Source organism: Arthrobacter sp. NPDC058130 (genome assembly GCF_042884475.1).
Classification (GTDB): Bacteria; Actinomycetota; Actinomycetes; order Actinomycetales; family Micrococcaceae; genus Arthrobacter.
Window position 1 is genome coordinate 153,302 of sequence record NZ_JBHVTV010000005.1, and the last position, 22,363, is coordinate 175,664.

General features: G+C 64.7%; 17 protein-coding genes and 1 tRNA gene. 3 read left to right on the forward strand and 15 right to left on the reverse strand.

Features of this window, described 5'->3' with window-relative positions; translation table 11 throughout:
- Positions 1–7: 7 nt before the first annotated feature.
- From rpsG to rpoB, 4 genes are all read right to left on the reverse strand, one after another.
- Positions 8–478, reverse strand: coding sequence for a 30S ribosomal protein S7 (gene rpsG / locus ACFVTM_RS11575; RefSeq protein ID WP_011692813.1), 471 nt, complete (start codon positions 476–478; stop codon positions 8–10).
- 1 nt (position 479) lies between these two features.
- Positions 480–854 carry a 30S ribosomal protein S12 gene (rpsL, locus tag ACFVTM_RS11580; protein ID WP_018773658.1) on the reverse strand — a complete coding sequence of 125 codons (375 nt, stop codon included), beginning with the start codon at positions 852–854 and terminating at the stop codon, positions 480–482.
- Positions 855–1,402: 548 nt separating this feature from the next.
- On the reverse strand, positions 1,403–5,299 hold the full coding sequence (locus tag ACFVTM_RS11585) for a DNA-directed RNA polymerase subunit beta' (RefSeq protein WP_390203592.1): 3,897 nt from the start codon (positions 5,297–5,299) through the stop codon (positions 1,403–1,405).
- A gap of 102 nt (positions 5,300–5,401) precedes the next feature.
- Positions 5,402–8,917: a DNA-directed RNA polymerase subunit beta gene (gene rpoB, locus ACFVTM_RS11590; RefSeq protein WP_390203593.1), complete on the reverse strand. Its 3,516-nt coding sequence runs from the start codon at positions 8,915–8,917 to the stop codon at positions 5,402–5,404.
- A 462-nt stretch (positions 8,918–9,379) separates the two neighbouring features.
- On the opposite strand from rpoB, the gene ACFVTM_RS11595 reads away from it, so the two are divergent.
- Both ACFVTM_RS11595 and ACFVTM_RS11600 read left to right on the forward strand, forming a co-directional pair.
- The gene (locus ACFVTM_RS11595; RefSeq protein ID WP_390203594.1) at positions 9,380–10,579 is read left to right on the forward strand and encodes an acetyl-CoA C-acetyltransferase; all 1,200 of its coding nucleotides are present in this window, start codon (positions 9,380–9,382) and stop codon (positions 10,577–10,579) included.
- 61 nt (positions 10,580–10,640) lie between these two features.
- The gene (locus tag ACFVTM_RS11600; RefSeq protein WP_390203595.1) at positions 10,641–11,129 is read left to right on the forward strand and encodes an aminoacyl-tRNA deacylase; all 489 of its coding nucleotides are present in this window, start codon (positions 10,641–10,643) and stop codon (positions 11,127–11,129) included.
- Positions 11,130–11,157: 28 nt separating this feature from the next.
- On the opposite strand, the gene ACFVTM_RS11605 is transcribed toward ACFVTM_RS11600, so the two are convergent.
- The 10 genes from ACFVTM_RS11605 to ACFVTM_RS11650 all read right to left on the reverse strand — a co-directional run bounded on the left by ACFVTM_RS11605 (position 11,158) and on the right by ACFVTM_RS11650 (position 20,086).
- Positions 11,158–13,011 (reverse strand): bifunctional metallophosphatase/5'-nucleotidase, encoded by a 1,854-nt coding sequence (locus ACFVTM_RS11605; RefSeq protein WP_390203597.1) that lies wholly within the window; start codon positions 13,009–13,011, stop codon positions 11,158–11,160.
- A gap of 263 nt (positions 13,012–13,274) precedes the next feature.
- Positions 13,275–13,652, reverse strand: coding sequence for a 50S ribosomal protein L7/L12 (rplL, locus tag ACFVTM_RS11610; RefSeq protein ID WP_390203598.1), 378 nt, complete (start codon positions 13,650–13,652; stop codon positions 13,275–13,277).
- 77 nt (positions 13,653–13,729) lie between these two features.
- Positions 13,730–14,320, reverse strand: a complete 591-nt coding sequence (rplJ, locus tag ACFVTM_RS11615; RefSeq protein WP_390203599.1) for a 50S ribosomal protein L10 — start codon at positions 14,318–14,320, stop codon at positions 13,730–13,732.
- A gap of 360 nt (positions 14,321–14,680) precedes the next feature.
- Positions 14,681–15,790, reverse strand: a complete 1,110-nt coding sequence (locus ACFVTM_RS11620) for a GNAT family N-acetyltransferase (RefSeq protein ID WP_390203600.1) — start codon at positions 15,788–15,790, stop codon at positions 14,681–14,683.
- Between the two features lie 168 nt (positions 15,791–15,958).
- Complete coding sequence (locus ACFVTM_RS11625; RefSeq protein WP_390203602.1) at positions 15,959–17,107, reverse strand: GNAT family N-acetyltransferase; 1,149 nt, start codon at positions 17,105–17,107, stop codon at positions 15,959–15,961.
- Positions 17,108–17,286: 179 nt separating this feature from the next.
- Positions 17,287–17,994, reverse strand: coding sequence for a 50S ribosomal protein L1 (gene rplA / locus ACFVTM_RS11630; protein WP_116765107.1), 708 nt, complete (start codon positions 17,992–17,994; stop codon positions 17,287–17,289).
- Between the two features lie 150 nt (positions 17,995–18,144).
- On the reverse strand, positions 18,145–18,576 hold the full coding sequence (rplK, locus tag ACFVTM_RS11635) for a 50S ribosomal protein L11 (protein WP_018773647.1): 432 nt from the start codon (positions 18,574–18,576) through the stop codon (positions 18,145–18,147).
- 129 nt (positions 18,577–18,705) lie between these two features.
- Positions 18,706–19,536, reverse strand: coding sequence for a transcription termination/antitermination protein NusG (gene nusG / locus ACFVTM_RS11640; protein WP_390203604.1), 831 nt, complete (start codon positions 19,534–19,536; stop codon positions 18,706–18,708).
- Positions 19,537–19,649: 113 nt separating this feature from the next.
- Positions 19,650–19,934 (reverse strand): preprotein translocase subunit SecE, encoded by a 285-nt coding sequence (gene secE, locus ACFVTM_RS11645; protein WP_390203605.1) that lies wholly within the window; start codon positions 19,932–19,934, stop codon positions 19,650–19,652.
- A 79-nt stretch (positions 19,935–20,013) separates the two neighbouring features.
- Positions 20,014–20,086 (reverse strand) — tRNA-Trp (locus ACFVTM_RS11650).
- A 278-nt stretch (positions 20,087–20,364) separates the two neighbouring features.
- On the opposite strand from ACFVTM_RS11650, the gene ACFVTM_RS11655 reads away from it, so the two are divergent.
- The gene (locus tag ACFVTM_RS11655) at positions 20,365–21,582 is read left to right on the forward strand and encodes a pyridoxal phosphate-dependent aminotransferase (RefSeq protein ID WP_390203606.1); all 1,218 of its coding nucleotides are present in this window, start codon (positions 20,365–20,367) and stop codon (positions 21,580–21,582) included.
- Between the two features lie 82 nt (positions 21,583–21,664).
- Here ACFVTM_RS11655 and ACFVTM_RS11660 read toward each other — a convergent pair whose 3' ends face one another.
- Entirely contained in the window at positions 21,665–22,297 is a 633-nt protein-coding gene (locus ACFVTM_RS11660) for a LuxR C-terminal-related transcriptional regulator (RefSeq protein WP_390203688.1), read from the reverse strand.
- Positions 22,298–22,363 lie beyond the last annotated feature (66 nt).

Genomic DNA, 22,363 nt, shown 5'->3' on the forward strand with positions numbered 1-22,363 from the left:
GGAAGTATTACCAGCGGTAGTGTGCGAAGGCCTTGTTGGACTCGGCCATCTTGTGGGTGTCTTCGCGACGCTTCACAGCGGCACCGAGACCGTTCGAGGCATCCAGGATTTCGTTCTGGAGGCGCTCGGTCATGGTCTTTTCGCGGCGGGCCTTGGAGTAGCCAACCAGCCAGCGGAGGGCGAGGGCCGTGGAGCGGCCCGGCTTGACCTCAACCGGAACCTGGTAGGTGGCGCCACCAACGCGGCGGGAGCGGACCTCAAGGGAAGGCTTGACGTTCTCCATGGCCTTCTTGAGGGCTGCAACGGGGTCGCCGCCGGACTTGGCGCGAGCACCCTCGAGTGCACCGTAAACGATGCGCTCTGCGGTGGACTTCTTGCCGTCAACCAGCACCTTGTTGATGAGCTGGGTGACCAGCGGGGAGCCGTAAACGGGATCTAGAACTAGCGGCCGCTTGGGGGCCGGACCCTTGCGAGGCATATTACTTCTTCTCCATCTTTGCGCCGTAGCGGCTGCGAGCCTGCTTACGGTTCTTGACACCCTGGGTATCGAGGGCGCCACGGACGATCTTGTAGCGGACACCCGGAAGGTCCTTCACGCGGCCGCCGCGAACGAGCACAATGGAGTGCTCCTGCAGGTTGTGGCCTACACCGGGGATGTAAGCGGTGACTTCAATGCCACCGTTGAGGCGCACACGAGCAACCTTACGCAGAGCCGAGTTCGGCTTCTTCGGGGTCGTCGTGTAAACGCGGGTGCAAACACCGCGGCGCATCGGGCTGCCGTTAAGCGCGGGGGCCTTGGTCTTTTTGACCTTAGGCGTGCGGCCCTTGCGGACCAGCTGGTTAATCGTAGGCACTCTCGTGTTCTCCGTTTTATCCGGAGCGGCCGTTGGCGGCCGCTCTCTTGTCGCTGCGCCTCGCCGCCCGAGCTTTGAAGTTCTCTCCAGAGCAGCTGAGGCGAAGCCTTAATAGTCGGACCGCACGCCGGGGTTCAAGGACTTTCGACCTGAACTGCCCCTAGGCATGCGAAAATGTGGCATACGTTGCACAAGAACCCTGCAAACCGGAAACGTCGTCCTGGTCAAGCTTTTCAGCTGCATGCTGTCTAACTAAAACCGGCGCACTCATCCACTGCCACAATAACAATTAGTCTCAAGTCTAACACGGACGGCTCCTAGCCCTTAATCGGCGCGGTTTAGCACCGAAAATGCGGCTCCCCCATCGATTGCTCCGGTACGGCCCTTATGGGGCCTCAAAAGGGCACCTACGGAGCAATGGATGGGTTAAACGGGGATGGTCCCCCACCTTGCGGTGCGGGACCATCCCTGGGCTATGACTGCCAAGGGCAGGGCGACCGGGTCCCTACGTGGCGCGGAACGCGACACGAAAGGGCCCGCCCTGCCCGTTAGCGGAAGTCGCTGCCGAGGTCGTAGTCATCCAGCGGGATGGCGTGGAACTCGGGAGCTCCGTCGCCCAGCGTGTCGTAGGAGAAGTCGCTGAATGCGCTCGGGCCGGTGAACAGGTTGGCCTTTGCTTCTTCAGTCGGTTCCACCGTGACCTCGGTGTAGCGCGGGAGACCCGTGCCGGCCGGGATGAGCTTACCGATGATGACGTTTTCCTTGAGGCCGAGCAGCGGATCGCTCTTGCCTTCCATGGCCGCCTGCGTCAGGACGCGGGTGGTCTCCTGGAAGGAAGCTGCGGACAGCCAGGACTCGGTCGCCAGGGACGCCTTGGTAATGCCCATGAGCTCGGGACGGCCGGAAGCCGGCGTCTTGCCCTCGGACACAACGCGGCGGTTGGCCTCTTCGAAGCGGCTGCGTTCGGCGAGCTCGCCGGGCAGCAGGTCCGATTCGCCGGACTCGATGACCGTGACGCGGCGCAGCATCTGGCGGACGATAACCTCGACGTGCTTGTCGTGGATACCGATGCCCTGACTGCGGTACACGCCCTGGACTTCGTCCACCAGGAACTTCTGAGCGGCACGGGGGCCCATGATGCGCAGCACCTGCTTGGGGTCGACCGGGCCGTTGATGAGCTTCTGGCCAACGCTGACGTGATCGCCGTCTTCGATGAGGAGACGTGAACGGCGCAGCACCGGGTAGGCGATCTCTTCAGATCCGTCATCCGGGGTGATGACCAGGCGCATCTGGCGCTCGGACTCTTCGATGGTGATGCGGCCGGCTGCTTCAGCAATCGGTGCGACACCCTTCGGAGTACGGGCTTCGAAGAGCTCCTGGATACGGGGCAGACCCTGGGTGATGTCGTCGCCGCCGCTGGCGGAAACAGCACCACCGGTGTGGAACGTACGCATGGTCAGCTGGGTGCCCGGCTCACCGATGGACTGTGCGGCGATAATGCCCACGGCCTCACCGATGTCGACGGTCTTGCCCGTGGCCAGCGAACGGCCGTAGCACAGGGCGCAGGTGCCGACGCTGGACTCACAGGTGAGTACGGAGCGGACCTTGACCTCGGTGATGCCGGCCGCGAACAGCTCGGCAATGACGACGTCGCCGCAGTCAGTGCCGGCCGCTGCCAGGACCTTGCCCGAGGAGTCGACGACGTCCACGGCCAGGGTGCGGGCGTAGGCGCTGTTCTCGACGTTCTCGTCCAGGACGAGCACCCCGTTGGAGTCGGCCACGGCGATGGCGGTCATCAGGCCGCGCTCGGTACCGCAGTCCTCTTCGCGGACAATGACGTCCTGCGAGACGTCCACCAGACGACGGGTCAGGTAACCCGAGTTGGCGGTACGCAGGGCGGTGTCAGCCAGACCCTTACGGGCACCGTGCGTGGCGATGAAGTATTCCAGCACCGACAGGCCCTCACGGTAGGAGGACTTGATCGGACGCGGGATGATTTCACCCTTCGGGTTGGCCACCAGGCCACGGATACCCGCGATCTGACGGACCTGCATCCAGTTACCACGAGCGCCGGAGGAAACCATGCGGTTGATGGTGTTCATCGGGGACAGGCTGTCACGCATCGCCTGGGCGATCTCGTTGGTTGCCTTGTTCCAGATCTCGATCAGTTCCTGGCGACGCTCGTCGTCGTCGATCAGGCCCTTGTCGTACTGGCCCTGGATCTTGGCGGCCATGGTCTCGTAACCGGCGAGGATCCGCGGCTTGTCCGAGGGCACCTCGATGTCGGAGATGGCAACCGTGACGCCTGAGCGGGTGGCCCAGTAGAAACCGGCATCCTTCAGGTTGTCCAGCGTTGCTGCCGTGATCACCTTCGGGTAGCGCTCCGCGAGGTCGTTGACGATCCGGGACAGCTCGCCCTTGTCGGCAACATCCTCCACCCACGGGTAGTCCGCAGGCAGCGTCTGGTTGAAGATGACCTGGCCGAGGGAGGTCTCGACCAGTGCGGTCTGACCCTGTTCCCAGCCCTCCGGGGCTTCCCAGCCGGCGTAGGGCACGAAGCCCTCGAGACGGATCTTGACCTTGGAGTTCAGGTGCAGCTCGTGAAGGTCGTAGGCCATGATGGCTTCCGCAACGGAGGAGAAGATCCGGCCTTCGCCAGCTGAACCGACACGCTTGGTGGTCAGGTGGTAGAGACCGATGATCATATCCTGCGAAGGCAGGGTCACCGGGCGGCCGTCGGACGGCTTCAGGATGTTGTTCGAGGACAGCATCAGGATGCGGGCCTCGGCCTGGGCTTCGGGGCTCAGCGGCAGGTGCACTGCCATCTGGTCGCCGTCGAAGTCGGCGTTGAAGGCGCCACAAACCAGCGGGTGCAGCTGGATTGCCTTGCCTTCAACGAGCTGCGGCTCGAACGCCTGGATGCCGAGGCGGTGCAGGGTAGGTGCACGGTTCAGCAGCACAGGGTGCTCGGTGATGATCTCTTCCAGGACGTCCCAGACCTGCGGACGGTAACGTTCCACCATGCGCTTGGCCGACTTGATGTTCTGTGCGTGGTTGAGGTCAACCAGGCGCTTCATCACGAACGGCTTGAAGAGCTCCAGGGCCATCTGCTTCGGCAGACCACACTGGTGCAGCTTCAGCTGCGGGCCGACGACGATGACCGAACGGCCGGAGTAGTCGACGCGCTTGCCGAGGAGGTTCTGGCGGAAACGACCCTGCTTGCCCTTGAGCATGTCGCTCAGGGACTTCAGCGGGCGGTTGCCCGGCCCGGTGACCGGACGGCCGCGGCGGCCGTTGTCGAAGAGGCTGTCAACAGCTTCCTGAAGCATGCGCTTCTCGTTATTGACGATGATCTCCGGAGCACCGAGGTCAAGCAGGCGCTTGAGGCGGTTGTTGCGGTTGATCACGCGGCGGTAGAGGTCGTTGAGGTCGGAGGTCGCGAAGCGGCCACCGTCCAGCTGGACCATGGGGCGCAGTTCCGGCGGGATCACCGGGACGGCGTCCAGAACCATGCCCAGCGGGCTGTTGTTGGTGGTCAGGAACGCGTTGACCACCTTGAGCCGCTTCAGGGCGCGGGTCTTGCGCTGGCCCTTGCCGTTGGCGATGACGTCGCGCAGCATGTCGGACTCGGCCTGCATGTCGAAGTTCTCAAGACGCTTCTTGATGGCCTCGGCACCCATGGAGCCTTCGAAGTACATGCCGTAGCGGTCGCGCAGTTCGCGGTACAGGCCTTCGTCACCTTCAAGGTCAGCGACCTTGAGGTTCTTGAAGCGGTCCCAGACCTGCTCGAGGCGCTCGATTTCGGCGTCGGCGCGCTTGCGGACGTTCGCCATCTGGCGGTCGGCGGAGTCGCGGGCCTTCTTCTTGTCGGCAGCCTTGGCGCCTTCGCCCTCGAGACGGGCAAGCTCGTTCTCGAGGTCGCGGGCGATCGTGGCGATGTCCGAGTCGCGGTTGTCGATCAGCTGCTTCTTCTCGATGTCGTGCTCAACCTGCAGGTTGGGCAGTTCCTCGTGGCGGCTGTCGGCGTCGACGCTCGTGATCATGTAGGCGGCGAAGTAGATGACCTTTTCGAGGTCCTTCGGTGCCAGGTCAAGGAGGTAGCCCAGGCGGGACGGAACACCCTTGAAGTACCAGATGTGCGTGACCGGGGCGGCCAGCTCGATGTGGCCCATGCGCTCACGGCGGACCTTTGCGCGGGTGACCTCAACGCCACACCGCTCACAGATGATGCCCTTGAAGCGCACGCGCTTGTACTTACCGCAGTAGCATTCCCAGTCGCGGGACGGTCCGAAGATCTTCTCGCAGAAGAGGCCGTCCTTCTCGGGCTTGAGCGTGCGGTAGTTGATGGTTTCCGGCTTCTTAACCTCGCCGTACGACCAGCCACGGATGTCTTCCGCGGTGGCGAGGCCGATCTGCATGAGGCCGAAGGAGGATTCGCTGGACATATGGTCCCTGTTCTCTCTTGTTCTCTAAATTCTGAAGTCTTGGGTTACGGGAAGGGGCCGAGGGGCCCGACGGCGGGTAACCACCCGCCGTCGGGCGCTCTGCTAGACCTCTTCTACGGAACTGGGCTCTGCACGAGACAGATCGATGCCCAGTTCTTCCGCAGCCGTGAAGACTGCGTCATCAGAGTCACGCATTTCAATTGTGGTTCCGTCCGTGGAAAGCACTTCCACGTTCAGGCACAGCGACTGCATTTCCTTGATCAAGACCTTGAAGGACTCAGGAACGCCCGGCTCGGGGATGTTCTCGCCCTTGACGATGGCTTCGTAAACCTTCACACGACCGTGGATATCATCCGACTTGATCGTGAGCAGTTCCTGGAGCGTGTACGCGGCGCCGTAAGCTTCGAGCGCCCACACTTCCATTTCACCGAAGCGCTGGCCACCGAACTGTGCCTTACCACCCAGCGGCTGCTGCGTGATCATGGAGTACGGGCCGGTGGAGCGGGCGTGGATCTTGTCGTCCACCAGGTGGTGGAGCTTCAGGATGTACATGTAGCCGACCGAGATCGGATCCGGGAACGGCTCGCCGGAGCGGCCGTCGAACAGACGGGTCTTGCCGGAGGAGTTGATCAGGCGGTCGCCGTCGCGGGTGACGTTGGTGGAATCGAGCAGGCCCGTGATTTCTTCTTCACGCGCACCGTCGAAGACCGGCGTCGCAACAGTGGTCTGGCCACTCTCGCGGGGCAGGTTCGGCAGCTGCTTGACCCATTCGGGCTCGCCTTCGATCTTCCAGCCGGTCTTGGCAACCCAGCCGAGGTGCGTTTCCAGCACCTGGCCGACGTTCATACGGCCCGGAACACCCAGCGGGTTCAGGACGATATCAACGGGGGTACCGTCGGCGAGGAACGGCATGTCCTCGACGGGCAGGATCTTCGAGATAACGCCCTTGTTGCCGTGGCGGCCGGCAAGCTTGTCGCCGTCGGTGATCTTGCGCTTGGCAGCCACGTAGACGCGCACCAGCTGGTTCACGCCCGGGGGCAGCTCGTCGTCGTTGTCGCGGTCGAAGACGCGGACACCGATCACGGTGCCGGACTCGCCGTGCGGAACCTTCAGGGAGGTGTCACGCACTTCGCGGGACTTCTCGCCGAAGATGGCGCGCAGCAGGCGCTCTTCCGGGGTCAGCTCGGTCTCGCCCTTGGGGGTGACCTTACCGACCAGGATGTCGCCGGCCTCAACCTCGGCACCGATGTGGATGATGCCGCGCTCGTCCAGGCCAGCCAGGACTTCCTCAGACACGTTGGGGATGTCACGGGTGATTTCCTCGGCACCAAGCTTGGTGTCGCGGGCATCGATCTCGTGCTCCTCGATGTGGATCGAGGACAGGACGTCCTCGGCCACAATGCGCTGGGACAGGATGATGGCATCCTCGAAGTTGTGGCCTTCCCATGACATGAATGCCACGAGCAGGTTCTTACCGAGAGCGAGCTCGCCCTGGTCCGTTGCCGGGCCGTCGGCGATGATGCCGCCAACTTCCAGGCGCTGGCCTTCGTTCACCAGGACACGGTTGTTGTAGCAGTTGCCCTGGTTGGAGCGGGCGAACTTGTTGATGCGGTAGTTGGTTTCCGTACCGTCGTCGTTGAGCATGATGACGAGTTCAGCGGAGACCTCGGTGACCACACCGGCCTTCTTGGCGATGGTGACGTCACCGGCGTCGACAGCAGCAGCGCGTTCCATGCCGGTACCGACGAACGGCGCCTCGGAACGGACCAGCGGCACGGCCTGGCGCTGCATGTTGGCACCCATGAGTGCACGGTTGGCATCGTCATGCTCGAGGAACGGGATCAGGGCCGTAGCCACGGACACCATCTGGCGCGGGGAAACGTCCATGAACTCGACGTCGGCGGCGGGAACCAGCACGGGCTCGCCTCCACCACCGCGGGCACGGACCAGGACGGTCTCTTCCGCGAAACGCTTGTTCTCGTCCAGGGGAGCGTTGGCCTGTGCGATAAGGACCTCGGCTTCGTCGTCGGCCGTGAGGTACTTGACCTCATCGGAGACGACACCACCGGAGACAAGGCGGTACGGGGTCTCGATGAAACCGAACGGGTTGATGCGTCCGTAGGATGCCAGCGAACCGATCAGACCAATGTTCGGGCCTTCAGGAGTTTCGATGGGGCACATACGTCCGTAGTGGGACGGGTGCACGTCACGGACTTCCATGCCGGCACGGTCACGGGACAGACCACCCGGGCCAAGCGCGGACAGGCGGCGCTTGTGGGTCAGACCCGAGAGCGGGTTGTTCTGGTCCATGAACTGGGACAGCTGGGAGGTTCCGAAGAACTCCTTGATGGCTGCCACGACGGGACGGATGTTGATCAGGGTCTGCGGCGTGATGGCCTCGACGTCCTGGGTCGTCATGCGTTCGCGGACAACGCGCTCCATGCGGGACAGGCCGGTGCGGACCTGGTTCTCGATGAGCTCGCCGACGGCGCGGATGCGGCGGTTGCCGAAGTGGTCGATGTCATCGATTTCGACGCGGAGCTCGTGGTCCTGGCCGTCGCGCTTGCCCATGAGGGTCTTCTCGCCGGCGTGCAGCGCGACGAGGAACTTGATCATGGCCACGATGTCTTCAACGTGCAGGACCGAGGCTTCCTTGTCGCCAAGGGAGCGGTCGATGCCAAGCTTGCGGTTGATCTTGTAACGGCCGACTTTGGCCAGATCGTAGCGCTTGGAGTTGAAGTACAGGTTGTCCAGCAGGGACTGGGCAGCCTCAACCGTGGGCGGCTCGCCCGGTCGCAGCTTCCGGTAGATGTCCAGCAACGCGTCTTCGCGGGTCTCGGTGGCGTCCTTCTCCAGCGTCGCGCGCATGGAGTCGTACTGGCCGAATTCCTCGAGGATCTGGCCTTCGGTCCAGCCGAGGGCCTTCAGCAGCACGGTGACGGACTGCTTGCGCTTGCGGTCAAGACGGACGCCGACCTGGTCGCGCTTGTCGATTTCGAGTTCGAACCAGGCGCCACGGGACGGGATGATCTTCGCGGTGAAGATGTCCTTGTCACTGGTCTTGTCGGCGGTGCGCTCAAAGTAGGCGCCCGGGGACCGGACCAGCTGGGAGACGACGACACGCTCGGTGCCGTTGACGACGAAGGTGCCCTTCTCGGTCATCAGCGGGAAGTCACCCATGAACACGGTCTGCTGCTTGATTTCGCCCGTGTTGTTGTTCATGAATTCGGCCTTGACGTACAGCGGAGCCGAGTACGTTGCGTCCCGGTCCTTGCACTCAGCCATGGTGTACTTGGGGTCAGCGAACTCCGGCTCGGAGAAACTCAGGGACATGGTGCCCTGGAAGTCCTCGATCGGGGAGATCTCTTCGAAGATGTCGGACAGACCCGAGGAGGTGGCGACGCTGAGGTCGCCTTCTTCGACGGCCTTCGCAACGCGCGCCTGCCAGCGTTCGTTTCCGACCAGCCAGTCAAAGCTGTCGGTTTGCAGGGCGAGCAGATTCGGAACATCAAGGGGTTCGTGAATCTTTGCGAATGAGAGCCGGCGGGTTGCACCGTCGGTGCTGTCGGCATTGATAGCGGTAGCGTTGTTTACATTAGAGGTGCTCGAGGCGACCAAGAGGGATCCTTCCACAGACCTTCAGGCGTTGTCAGATCTCCCCCGTTATGCACTCTGCAGAATGACTCCGCAGCGCTACCAGTCCGGTTCCGCTATATGACCCGGGACCCGCACTGTCCATGCTGGTGCACGTTATTGACGGCACATTGATAGAACAGCTGTCAGGCTAAGCCCACCGCTATATGAAGGCTGAAGGTAAACAGGGAAGACGCAAATATCTACGATACGGCAAAGCAACCTACTTGTCTACCCCACTTCCGCCGGGATTGCAAGCACAAAATTCTGGCGGTGGCCTGCCTGAGATCGGCCAGGGTCCCCTTTGAGTTCCCGCCGGGTTCGATTGGAGCGCTTCCGGAGTCTCGCCAATCGGCGGCGGGGCGGACCGGTGCCGGGCCGAATGGATAGGTGACGAGGCTCACGATAACGTAGACATAAGTCGAAAGTAGATCGGAAGAAAAGACCATGAGCAATCCTGCAGGCAACAACGATGTTGTCATCCTCGCCGCCGCCCGCACCCCGCAGGGGCGCCTGAACGGGCAACTGGCCAGCTTCACCGCCGTCGAACTCGGCAGCCACGCCATCCGGGCGGCCCTGGCCGCCAGCGGCGTCAAAGCCGACCAGGTGGACGGCGTGATCATGGGCCAGGTCCTGCAGGCTGGTGCGGGCCAGAACCCGGCACGCCAGAGCGCGATCGGCGCCGGCATCGGTTGGAACGTTCCCACAGTGACCATCAACAAGGTCTGCCTCTCGGGCCTTACCGCGGTGATCGACGCCGCCCGGATGATCCGCAGCGGCGACGCCACCGTGGTGGTCGCCGGCGGCCAGGAATCCATGACCCGCGCACCGCACGTGCTGCCCGGGTCCCGGCAGGGCTGGGCGTACGGCACGGTCCAGGCCCTCGACGTGGCCGCGCACGACGGCCTGACCGATGCCTTCGATGGCCAGTCCATGGGGTTGTCGACCGAGAGCAAGAACCTGACCCTCGGCATCGACCGGACCTCCCAGGACCGGGTGGCCGCCCAGTCGCACCAGCGCGCGGCCCGGGCGGCCAAGGACGGCGTCTTCGACGGCGAGATCGCGGCGATGAGCGTCAAGCAGCGCAAGGGCGATCCGATCGCCGTCACCTCCGACGAGGGCGTCCGGCCCGACACCACCGTCGAATCACTGGCCGGGCTGCGCGCGGCGTTCGTCACCGACGGAACCATCACCGCCGGTAACTCCTCTCCCCTCTCCGACGGCGCCGCCGCCCTGGTGCTGACCACCCGGAAGTTCGCCGAGGACAACGGCCTCGACTACCTCGCCGTGGTCGGCAAGCCGGGCCAGGTCGCAGGGCCGGACAACTCGCTGCATTCCCAGCCGTCCAACGCCATCAAGGACGCCCTTGCCAGGGCCGGCTGGTCCGTCGCGGACCTCGACTTCATCGAAATCAACGAGGCATTCGGCTCCGTGGCGGTGCAATCCCTGAAGGACCTCGACTATCCGCTGGAGCAGTGCAACATCCACGGCGGGGCCATCGCTCTGGGCCACCCGATCGGGGCCTCCGGCGCCCGGCTGGCGCTGCACGCGGCCCACGAACTCAAACGCCGCGGCACCGGCAAGGCGGCCGTGTCCCTGTGCGGCGGCGGCGGCCAGGGCGAGGCGCTGCTGCTGTACCGCGACTGAACCGGCACCCGCCGACCCGAATGAACCAGCAACGACCAGGAGCAGGAAAGGTTTGACCCGGATGGCGGAACAGAGGACAACAAGCGGTGGCCGCGAGCGGTTCCTGGCCGACGCCGCCGCCCGGGGCCTGGACGTCGAGATCGTGGAACGCCTCGCCGCACGCAGCCTTGAGGAGGCGGCCGGGATCCTGGGAATCCGGCCCGCGGACATCGTGAAGTCGCTCGTTGTCAAGCACAAGGACGGGAGCTTCCTGTTCGCCCTGGTCCCGGGCGACCGGCAGATCTCCTGGCCGAAGCTGCGGGCGTTGCTGGGCGTCAACAAACTCTCCCTCCCGGCGGCGGAGACCGCGTTCGAAGCCACCGGGTACGAGCGCGGCACGATTACGCCGCTGGGCAGCATCCGCCCCTGGCCGGTTTACGCCGACCGGACCATCACCGGCCGGCGGATCTCCATGGGCGCCGGGGAGCACGGCTACAGCGCCTTCGTGGACGCGGACGCCCTGACGGCTGTCCTGGGCGCCGTCGTCGCGGACATCACCGAACCCAACTAGCCCGCCCGGGTTAAAAGGTTCGAGGGGGTTAAGCCGTGACCGTCAGTGGCGCCCCGTTGACGGTGAGCCGCCAGTTGGCCTGGCTGAACGTGGCGACGTCCAGGGTGCCGCGATCCACGACATAGTCGATGATGCGCTGCCGGATCTCCTGCTGGCTGTTCGAGAGCACCGGGGCGCTCTTCACGGCCGGGAAGTTGCCGCCTCCGCTCTGCCGGTAGTTGTTGATGGCCAGGGCGAATTCCTGCTCGGGCCGCAGCGACTGGCCGCCGTAGCTGAGGTTGGCGATCCGGTCCCCCGCCGGCCGGGCGAGGTCGATCTCGTAGTTCAGCGGCGCGTCGAGTCCGTAGACGACGTCGTAGTTGTAGTCCGGCGTGCCGTTCGGGGCAGCGGCGGTGACAGCGTTCGTCACGTCCTGGGCTCTGGCCGTCGTGGCGGTCACCGGCTTGAAGTACTGCGCGGACCACTCGAGGTAGGCCTTGACCTGCGCTCCGGTGACCTTGATGGACAGCAGCGTGTTGTCGAAGATGTACAGCCCAGCCACATCGCGGATGGTCAGCGGTCCGGCCTTGACGTCGACAGCCCGGGAGAAGGCCGCCGCTATGGACAGGACGGGCAGCCCCGCCGCGGGACCGTTGGCCAGCTCGGCCTTGATGGTGCTGGCCTGGACGTAATTGATGGCGTCGATCGCGGCGGAATCCTCCCAGCAGGCGGTGGCTGTGCTGAGCGGGGCGCTGGAGGTCCCGATGACCTCGTTGACGTACTTCACGGTGGCCTCGTGCCCGGCCTGAACGGCCCGGACGACGGCGGGATCGGGGTCGACGGTTTTGGCGTCCAAAAGGAGCGAACGCGCCGAGGTGACGGTCCACTGCCCCTTTACCTTGGCGAGTCTGAAGTCCATGACGGACACCCGCATGCCCCACTTGAGCGGTTCGGTCAGGAGCACCTGCGTGCCGGTGGCCTTGTTGGTGACGAAGCGCTCCGGAATCTCCAGGTGGGCGTGCCCGACCAGGATGGCGTCGATGCCGGGGACTTCCTCGGCGAGCTGCGTGGACGCGTTCTCGGGGAAGGGCAGCGCGTCGCCGTAGGAGGATCCGGGCGTCGCGCCGGAATGGCTCGTGACGATCACGACGTCGGCTCCGGCGGCCCTGACCTGGGGGATGACGGTCCTGGCCTCCTCGACGATGCCGTTGAAGTCGAGCTTGCCTTGGACGTTGTCGCGGTCCCAGAGTGCACAGCCCGGCGTCACGAAGCCGACCAGGCCCACCGTCAGCCAGCCGCTGTGCGTCTTGACCCGCTTCAGGACGTAGGGGGTGAAGGCGCGGCGGCCCGAGACGGCATCGTGGACGTTGGCGCCCAGGAGCGGGAAGTCCAGTTGTTTCTCCCAGGTCCGCAGGAGCGCAATGCCGTAGTTGAACTCGTGGTTGCCCAGCCCCACGGCGTCGTAGCCGATCGCGTTCATGGCCAGCGCCATGGGGTGTTTCACGGTTGCAGAGATCGGTTTGATCTTGGCGAAGTAGTAGGCCAAGGGCGTGCCCTGGATGGTGTCCCCGGCGTCGATGGTCAGGGTGTTGGCCGCGCCGCGCTCGGCCCGCAAGGCGTTGATCAGCGTGGCGGCCTGGGCAATCCCGATCTTGTTTCCGGCGGAATCGGCGTAGGCGACGTTCTTGAAGTAGTCCCAGTTGAAGACATTGTTGTGCAGGTCCGTGGTGCCGAGGACCGTCAGTGTGAATTGTTTCTTGCTGCCGGCCTGGCCCCCGCCCGGCTGTTCGCTGCCGGCGGCCTGTGCCGGGGTGCCGGCCAGCGCGGCCGCGGCTGCGCCCCCGCCCACGAGGGCTGCCGTGAGCATGGCGCGGCGGGAGGGGGAAGTGTTGGGGTCCGTCATTGTGGGTGAACTCCTGAACGTTGGGGCCGGTGGGCACAAATCCAAAGTTTAGGGTCGGGCCATCATGTGCGACAGGGGTATCAGAAAAACTTTCCCGAATCCTTGGGCGCCGTTCACCCGCGCCGCGGGATGTGCGCGCCGCGGGATGTGCGTGCCGGCCCGTGAAAGTGGTTCCGGCCCGCGAACGCAGGAAACCCCGCCCACCTGAGTGGACGGGGTTTCCTTCGAGCAGTGCGGATCGCGAGGGACCCGGACGGCAGGAGTTACTTGAGGGTAACGGTGGCGCCAGCTTCTTCGAGCTGAGCCTTTGCCTTCTCGGCAGCTTCCTTGGTGGCGCCTTCGAGAACAGCCTTGGGTGCGCTGTCAACCAGGTCCTTGGCTTCCTTGAGGCCCAGGGAGGTGATGGCGCGAACTTCCTTGATCACTGCGATCTTCTTGTCGCCAGCAGCTTCGAGGACGACGTCGAAGTCGGTCTTCTCTTCGGCTTCCTCAGCGGCAGCGCCACCGGCGGGGCCGGCAACGGCAACAGCAGCAGCGGTAACTTCGAAGGTCTCTTCGAAGAGCTTGACGAACTCGGAGAGCTCGATGATGGTCAGTTCCTTGAAAGCTTCAATGAGCTCTTCGTTGGTGAGCTTCGCCATGGTGTGGCGTCCTTCCTATAGTGGTGCCCGGCGGCCCTGAGGCTCGCTGTCGCACCGGAGTCTTATGGAGAAGAGGACTAGTTCTCTTCGGGGGCTGCGGCTTCGGCCGGTGCGGCCTCGGCTGCTGCATCTGCTGCGGGAGCTTCTTCAGCGGCGGGTGCTTCGGCTGCTGCCGGGGCACCGTTCTCTTCTTCAAGCTTGAGGCGCAGTGCGTCAATGATGCGTGCAGCAGCGGCAGCAGGAGCCTTGAGGATGCCTGCAACCTTTGCGAGCTGCAGCTCACGGGACTCGAGTGCTGCCAGGGCAGCAACTTCGGTGGCGTTCAGAGCCTTGCCCTCGAAGTAGCCGGTCTTGATGACCAGCTGCTTGTTGGCCTTGGCAAAATCCGTCAGGCTCTTGGCAGCGGCAACTGCGTCACCCTTGATGAACGCGATTGCAGTGGGGCCGGCGAGCTGACCGTCGAATGCTTCGACACCAGCTTCCTTGGCTGCAATGGCGGTCAGGGTGTTCTTGACGACCGAGAACTTGGTTTCCTGGCCGAGAGAAACACGCAGCTGCTTGAGCTGTGCAACGGTGAGCCCACGGTATTCGGTCAGGACAGCGGCGGTCGATTCCTTGAAATCGTTAGTGATCTCAGCTACTGCTGAAACCTTGCTAGGCGTTGCCATAACCCTCCTTCCGGGGATAGTGCCGGTGTGTCCGGGTCCCCGCTCAAGAGAGCTAAAACTAAAAAACGCCCCGCGCAGATGCACGGGGCTTGTCTCGACGCGGTCCTTGACCACGGAGCTTTGCTTCGTTCACCTGCGCCGGCCGCCCTATGTTCAGGGTCCTTCGTCCGGAAATCCACTGCGTTCTCCCGGCGCGACTGCAGAAGTGAGTCTTGCTTGGGAGAGTGGATTTCCAACAACCGACGGTCTTTGGTCCTCCCAGCTTACGGGACGCCGGGCGTGTGTTCCAAATCGGGGCGGGCCGAGAGCCCGCCGGACAGGACGGACCGGATAGCGGTGGCCCGAAGAGTGCGCCGTCCCTCAGCTGACACTCGGGCCGAAGTCGGGGAGTTCTTTCTGCCAGAGACCCGTCACGCCCGCCGTCGTGAATCCGAGCTGCAGGTTGACCTTCAGCAGGTAGCGGTTCTCCGGGGCGTTCCATGTGTACAGGACCCGGGCGTCCGGGAACTGTTCGCTGAGCCGTTCCATGTTGGCGACCTTGATCAGCAGCCCGAGCTTGTTGCCGCGGTGTTCCTGCAGCACCACGGTGTCATCCTGGAAGACGACGTCCGGGCGCAGGGCCAGGACGCTGATGGTGGTCAGGCCCACGAGCGTTCCGCTGGCGATGTGCTCGACGGCGGTGACCACCGTCCGGCGGCCCTGGGCAATGGTGACCTCCTCCGCCTCCCGGAGGATGCCGCCGTCGAACACCATCTCCTGGGCGTCCGGTCCGGGTACTTCGTCCTCGCCTGCCTGGTTCTCCAGGGCGGCGACGGCCTCGAGCCACTGGTCAGGACACCGGTCCGTCCAGTGGTGCAGGCGGTAGCGGCCGGCATTGGCTTCCTCGGCCTCGGCCTCCAGCTCGGCGACGAGTTTGCTGTCCAGCGGCAGGGCGCAGGAACTGAACTGTTCGATGTGCTGCAGGGTGTAGCCGGTGTGGCGGGCAAACTCGACGTCGCGGCTTCCCAGCGGGACAAATCCGACGCCGCTGCCGGGCACGAGCTGTTCGGCTTCCGGGTCCCTCAGAGTGGATCCCGGGTGATTGGTGTCGATCAGGATGGTGTGGCGGCCCTCATCCCGGGCCAGGTGCTCCGCGGCCTCCAGCAGCTGCCGCCCCACACCCTGGCGCCGGAATTCCGGCAGGATGTCGAGTGTGAACTCGGCGAGGTCGAGGTTGTCCACGAGCGGCAGCGCGATGTCCGCCGTCCCGACAATCACGCCGTCGATCTTGGCTACAAGGATCACCTGGCGTTCGTACGGGTCCGCCATCTCGAGGAGCTTCTCCTGCGGCGCGTAGGCGAGGTCGTCGGTGCCCCAGGTCTGCATCCGGACCCTTCGCCCCACCTCGACGGCGGCCAGAAAGTCCGCGGCATCGGGCGCGTCAAGGGAATCGGGGATCCACAGCTGCTCAATCCGTACTTCGTTTGCCATAGGGGGCATCATCCCAGCCGTTGTGCCATCCACCATCGGTCCGGCCCGGCTCACACCGGGCCTTCAACGGCCAGCATATGCCGGTTTGGGCCGCTGTTCCATTGGTGACGCGGGTCCATTGGTGACGCGGGCGGTTTATGCTCCATTCGCCTCCCGGCGCCGCGGGAGTCAGTTCCGGGTGCCGTGACCAGCCGCGGCCCGCTGCCACTCGCCGTCGTAACCCGCAGGTTTGAAGCCCAGCGCGATGTTGATGCTGAGCATGTGATCGTTTTCGGCGGCGTTGTAGGTCAGGACGCGCCGAACGGCGGGGTAGTGTTCCCGCAATTGCCGCAGGTTGAGGATCTTGATGAGCATGCCGAGCCGGTGGCCCCGGTGGCTGGCCGCGACGAGGGTATCGTCCTGGCTGGCCAGCCAGGGTTTGTCCGGTTCCGTCTGGAGGACCGTGTAGGCGGCCAGTTCACCGGTGGCCCGGTGCCGTGCCGCCGCCACCAGGGAGGACTGGCCGGCCCGCCGCCAGGTGTCCTCGGCGTGGCGGACCCGGGCGATGTCCCAGGCCTCCGGCTCGTAGCTCAGCGCGCCGCTGGGGGCATCCGTGCTCATCCGCGACATCAGCACCGCGAGCTGGGCGGCGTGTTCCTCCGGGCAGGAATCCCTCCAGTGCAGGAGCTCGTAGTCCCCCGCGTGGGCCAGGGCGTCCCGTTCCAGAACGTCCAGATCCGCGGAGTTCGGGCCCGCAGTGTTGTGGTCCGCAGAGTTCGGGAGGTCGAGTGAGCTGAACCGTTCCACCTGCTCCAGGCGGTAGCCGGCCTGTCCGGCGAACCTGACACCTGGCGCGCTGGCGGGAAGGGCTCCGGTGCCCGTAGCCGGCCTGATGACGTTTGGGCCATCGACGTCGAAATCGGCCGGGTGTTCCGTGAAGGTCTGCAGTATGGTCCGTCCGTCGGCGGCGGCCAGCGCTTCGGCGTGCTCCAGCAGTGCACGGCCGATCCCCCGGCCGGTAAAGGCATCCAGGACGTTCACGTGCAGGAGCGCGCTGCTGAGGTTCTCCTGCAATTCGAAGCGGACCCAGGAGCTGGCCACCATGCGCCCGTCGAGCCGGACGAAAAAGAGCCGCACCCGGGTGTAAGGGCTGTCCCGCCAGAACTGAAGGCGAGCAGCCGGGGACGTGGCACGGTCCAGGTTGCCCCACATCTGCAGGACGAGCTCATCGGAGAGGGCCATGAATTCCTGGAACTCCGCTGCGCCGGCATCAACGCCGGCGGCATCAAGGCTTGCGGGCAGGGAGAGGGGTTCGATGAGGTACGGCGGCGTAGTCACCGGGACAGCCTAACCGGCAAGGCCGGCGGCTCCAAGGGCCCCGGGACGCCTGATGATGCCGCGACGGCGGGGACTTCCGGACGCCGAAACGGCGAAAGGCCGCCCCGCTGGTGCGGGACGGCCTTTCGCTTGGAACTGGAGACGCCGTGGGGCTGGTGGCGCCGTGGATCCGGCGAGGACTAGACCTCGGTCAGGACCTTGGTGACGTTGGGGTCAACCGAGATGCCCGGGCCAAACGTGGTGGCGACGGTGGCCTTCTGGATGTAGCGGCCCTTGGAAGCGGACGGCTTGAGGCGAAGGACCTCTTCCAGTGCTGCCGCGTAGTTCTCGGCCAGCTTGACGGCGTCGAACGAAACCTTGCCGATGATGAAGTGCAGGTTCGAGTGCTTGTCGACGCGGAAGTCGATCTTGCCACCCTTGATGTCGTTGACGGCCTTGGCCACGTCAGCGGTCACGGTGCCGGTCTTCGGGTTCGGCATCAGGTTACGCGGGCCCAGGACCTTACCGAGGCGGCCAACCTTGCCCATGAGGTCAGGGGTGGCGACGGCGGCGTCGAAGTCGGTCCAGCCGGCGGCGATCTTTTCAATCAGGTCATCGGAGCCAACGAAGTCGGCGCCGGCTGCGATTGCAGCCTCAGCCTTGTCGCCCGTTGCGAAGACGAGGACGCGGGCGACCTTACCGGTGCCGTGCGGCAGGTTGACGGTGCCGCGGACCATCTGGTCGGCCTTACGCGGGTCAACGCCCAGGCGGAAAGCGACCTCAACGGTGGCGTCGAACTTGGACGGGTTGGTGTCCTTGGCGAGCGTCACTGCCTCGAACGGCGCGTAGAACTTCTCCGCGTCGATCTTGGCCGCGGCTGCCTCATATGCTTTGCTGCGCTTTGCCATGCTGCTTATTTCTCCTTGTGCAGTTGTGGTCTGCGGACCGCGCTGGGCCCTGCCACAGTCGGGATTCCGGCTGGTTTTTCCATACCGAAATTCCGCTCTTATTGATTAGGTGGTGCCGGTTGCCCGGCGGTGAAGGCAGTTCGCCTTCGACTAGCCTTCGACCGTGATACCCATGGAGCGGGCGGTGCCGGCGATGATCTTCGCTGCGCCTTCGAGGCTCGTGGCGTTGAGGTCTTCCATCTTTGTGGTGGCGATCTCGTTGACCTGGGCCTGGGTCAGCTTGGCAACCTTGACGGTGTGCGGGGTAGCCGAACCCTTGGCGACGCCTGCAGCCTTCTTGATGAGCTCTGCAGCCGGCGGGGTCTTGGTGATGAACGTGAATGAACGGTCCTCGTAGACCGTGATTTCCACGGGGATAACGTTGCCGCGCTGGGCTTCCGTCGCAGCGTTGTACGCCTTGCAGAATTCCATGATGTTGACACCGTGCTGGCCAAGCGCAGGACCGATCGGCGGGGCCGGGTTAGCGGCACCTGCCTGGATCTGCAGCTTGATGAGGCCGGTGACCTTCTTCTTGGGAGCCAATGTAGGTCCTTCTCTCAAATACGTCCTGGGACACAGGAGCGTGCCTCAGGTTGGTGGCCGCCATGGCAAGGCGGCCGGCCGCTCCGTGACTGCTAAGCCGGCAGCCCGGGGCGAATTCTGTGGGAACAGCTAGATCTTGCTGACCTGGTTGAACGCCAGGGTGACCGGAGTCTCGCGTTCGAAGATGGACACCAGCACCACGAGGGTCTGGGAATCGATCTTGATCTCGGAGATCGTGGCGGGGAGGGTCTCGAACGGGCCTTCCTTGACGATGACCGACTCGCCAACCTCGAAGTCGACGTCGACCTGGGCGGCGGCGTGCTTGACGGGCTTGCCCTTCTCGGCCTGCTCTTCTTCGAAGACCGGGGCGAGCATGGAGAAGACCTCATCGAGGCGCAGCGGGACCGGGTTGTGGGCGTTGCCCACGAAGCCGGTGACGCCGGGGGTGTGGCGGACGGCGCCCCAGGAGGCGTCCGTCAGGTCCATGCGGACCAGGACGTAACCGGGGATGCGGACGCGGTTGATGACCTTGCGCTGAGCGTTCTTGATCTCAACGACTTCCTCCATCGGAACCTGGATTTCGAAGATGTAATCTTCCATGTCCAGGGTCTGGATGCGGGTCTCAAGGTTGGCCTTGACGCGGTTCTCGTAGCCTGCGTACGAGTGGATGACGTACCAGTCACCCTCCTGGCGGCGCAGCTTGCCCTTGAATTCCTCGGCAGGGTCGACGTCGGCCTTGGCGGCCGCGGCGGCCAGCGCGTCGGTGTCTTCGTCGGATTCGTCAGCGTCGGTTTCGTCAGCGTCGCCGGCTTCGGCGTCTTCTTCCGCGACTACGGCCTCGTCGGCGGCGTCGGATTCGGGCGCAGCAGACGCAGCCTCGGACTCTTCCGTGGCTTCCACCGCGGCGTCCTGGCGCTTATCCAGCTCAGTCTCAGTTACCTCGAGCTCCTGCTCAGACACTTGGTCTCCTGCTTCCTCATTGCCTTACATGCCTATTTAAATGACTCAATTCCGCACACTCCGCGGAACCTCCGGTTTCCCGGGGCATCCACGCAGTCTGCGGACCGGTCCCCTTAGCGGTCCGTGGGGCCGCTGCCGCCGAAGACCCAGCTGACTGCGGTCCCAAAGGCCAAGTCGAGCAGGGTGACGATCACCATCATGATGGTGACGAACACCAGCACCACGAGCGTGTAGTTGATCAGTTCTTTACGGGTCGGTGCGACGACCTTCTTCAGTTCGCCAATGACCTGGCGAATGAAGATCGCGATGCGAGCGAAGAAGCCGGCCTTGACGGCATTCTTGGCGGGGCGGCCTTTGGAGCTGCTGGCAGCTGTTTCGGTCACCTGGTCCTCACTCATCCTCGCAATGATCGGATACCCGGCTCTGAACTGAACCATGGTTGCTGCGCTGGTTCCGGATAAACCGGAACAGCATGCGCAGGGCAGACAGGACTCGAACCTGCAACCTGCGGTTTTGGAGACCGCTGCGCTACCAATTGCGCCACTACCCTTCGGGGCGAAAATCCGCTCCGGCCGACGTGTTTCCCCAGGCTTCCCTGAGGCGCAGGCCATCATCGTGTTTTCAACACCGGAGAACCAGTCTACGCAACAACTGCGCCTACGTCGAACCGGCCCTCTTCCGGACCCCTGCGGACCTGCGAAAACGGGCTGACAGGGGTCAGTCACATTTGCGTTCAGGCACCCCGGAGGATCCGGTGAACAGCATAGAGTAGATTTCGTCGATTCCCATATTCAGCCTTCCAGCTGCAAGCGAAGAACGGACCCGCCCATGTCTTCTGCCCGCATTTCCCGGCGCATTTCCGCCATAGCCGAATCCGCCACTCTGGCCGTCGATGCCAAGGCGAAGGCGCTGAAGGCAGCCGGCCGGCCGGTCATTGGCTTCGGTGCCGGGGAACCAGATTTCCCGACTCCCGGCTACATTGTGCAGGCCGCCATCGAGGCTGCCAGCCAGCCGAAGTACCACCGCTACTCCCCCGCCGGCGGCCTGCCGGAGCTGAAGCAGGCCATCGCGGACAAGACCTTCCGCGATTCCGGCTACAAGGCCACGGCAGCGCAGGTGCTGGTGACCAACGGCGGAAAGCAGGCTGTCTACAACACCTTCGCCACCCTCCTGGATCCGGGCGACGAGGTCATTGTTCCCACCCCGTTCTGGACCACGTATCCCGAGGCCATCCGGCTGGGCGGCGGCGTGCCCGTGGAGGTCTTCGCGGGCCCGGAGCAGGGCTACCTGGTCACTGTGGAGCAGCTGGAAGCCGCGCTCACGGAGCGCACCAAGATCCTCCTGTTCGTCTCCCCCTCCAACCCCACGGGCGCCGTGTATTCTCCGGAGCAGGTCAAGGAGATCGGCCAGTGGGCGGCGTCCAAGGGCCTGTGGGTGGTCACCGACGAGATCTATGAGCACTTGACCTACGACGGCGTGCCCTTCACCTCGATCGCCACCGCAGCACCCGAACTGGGCGACAAGGTGGTCATCCTCAACGGTGTTGCCAAGACCTATGCCATGACCGGCTGGCGGGTGGGCTGGATGATCGGACCGGCGGACGTCATCAAGGCCGCCACCAACCTGCAGTCCCACGCGACGTCGAACGTTTCCAACATCCCGCAGGTCGGCGCCCTCGCCGCCGTGTCCGGGCCGCTGACCGCCGTCGATGAGATGAAGGTGGCGTTTGACCGCCGCCGCAAGGCGATCGTCGCCGGCCTGAACGCGATTGACGGCGTTGATTGCCCGACGCCGAAGGGCGCGTTCTACGTGTACGCGGACGTCCGCGCGCTGCTGGGCAAGGAGTTCCCGTCGGCGAACGGTCCGGTGCGGCCGGCCACCTCTGCCGAACTCGCGGCGCTGATCCTGGATGAGGTCGAGGTGGCTGTGGTTCCCGGCGAAGCGTTCGGCCCGTCCGGCTACCTGCGCCTGTCCTACGCCCTCGGCGACGAGGACCTGGCCACAGGCGTCGCCCGCCTGCAGGACTTCCTCGGCAAGGCGAAGTAGCCGCCCCAAACCCCCGATGCGCTATCACTTATGGGCCTCATTGCCGCGGCAAGAGGACCCTAAGTGATAGCGCATCCATGGGTTAAAGGAGGCGGCGCTCGGCGGCCCAGCGGGTCAGCTCGTGGCGGCTGGAGAGCTGGAGCTTGCGCAGCACGGCCGAGACGTGGGTTTCAACGGTCTTGATCGAGATGAACAGTTCCTTGGCCACCTCCTTGTAGCTGTAGCCGCGGGCGATGAGGCGCATGACTTCGAGTTCCCGCGCCGAGAGCTTGTCCAGCTCGTCGTCGGCGATGTCCGCCGGGGCCGTGCCGAACGCGTCCAGGACGAAGCCCGCCAGCCGGGGCGAGAAGACGGCGTCGCCGCCGGCCACGCGGCGGACTGCGCCGCTGATCTCCGCGCCGGAAATTGTCTTGGTGACATAGCCGCGCGCGCCCGCCCGGATCACGGACACCACATCCTCCGCCGCGTCGGAGACGCTCAGCGCCAGGAACCGGGTGGTGCCCAGCAGCGGCGCCGAGCCGGCCAGGACCTCGCGACCGCCGCCTCCCCGGCCACCCGGGAGGTGGACGTCAAGGAGCACGACGTCGGGGCGCTGGGTTGCGATGACGGCGATCGCCTCTTCCACGGTTCCGGCCTCCCCCGCGACGACGATGTCCGGGTCCAGGTCCGCCTTGAGCCCGGAGCGGAAGATGGCGTGGTCGTCCACGATCACCACCCGGACCCGGGCCGCATTTGCTGGCGATTGGCCCTCTGGTGCTGCGTTTTCCGGTGCTCGATTTCC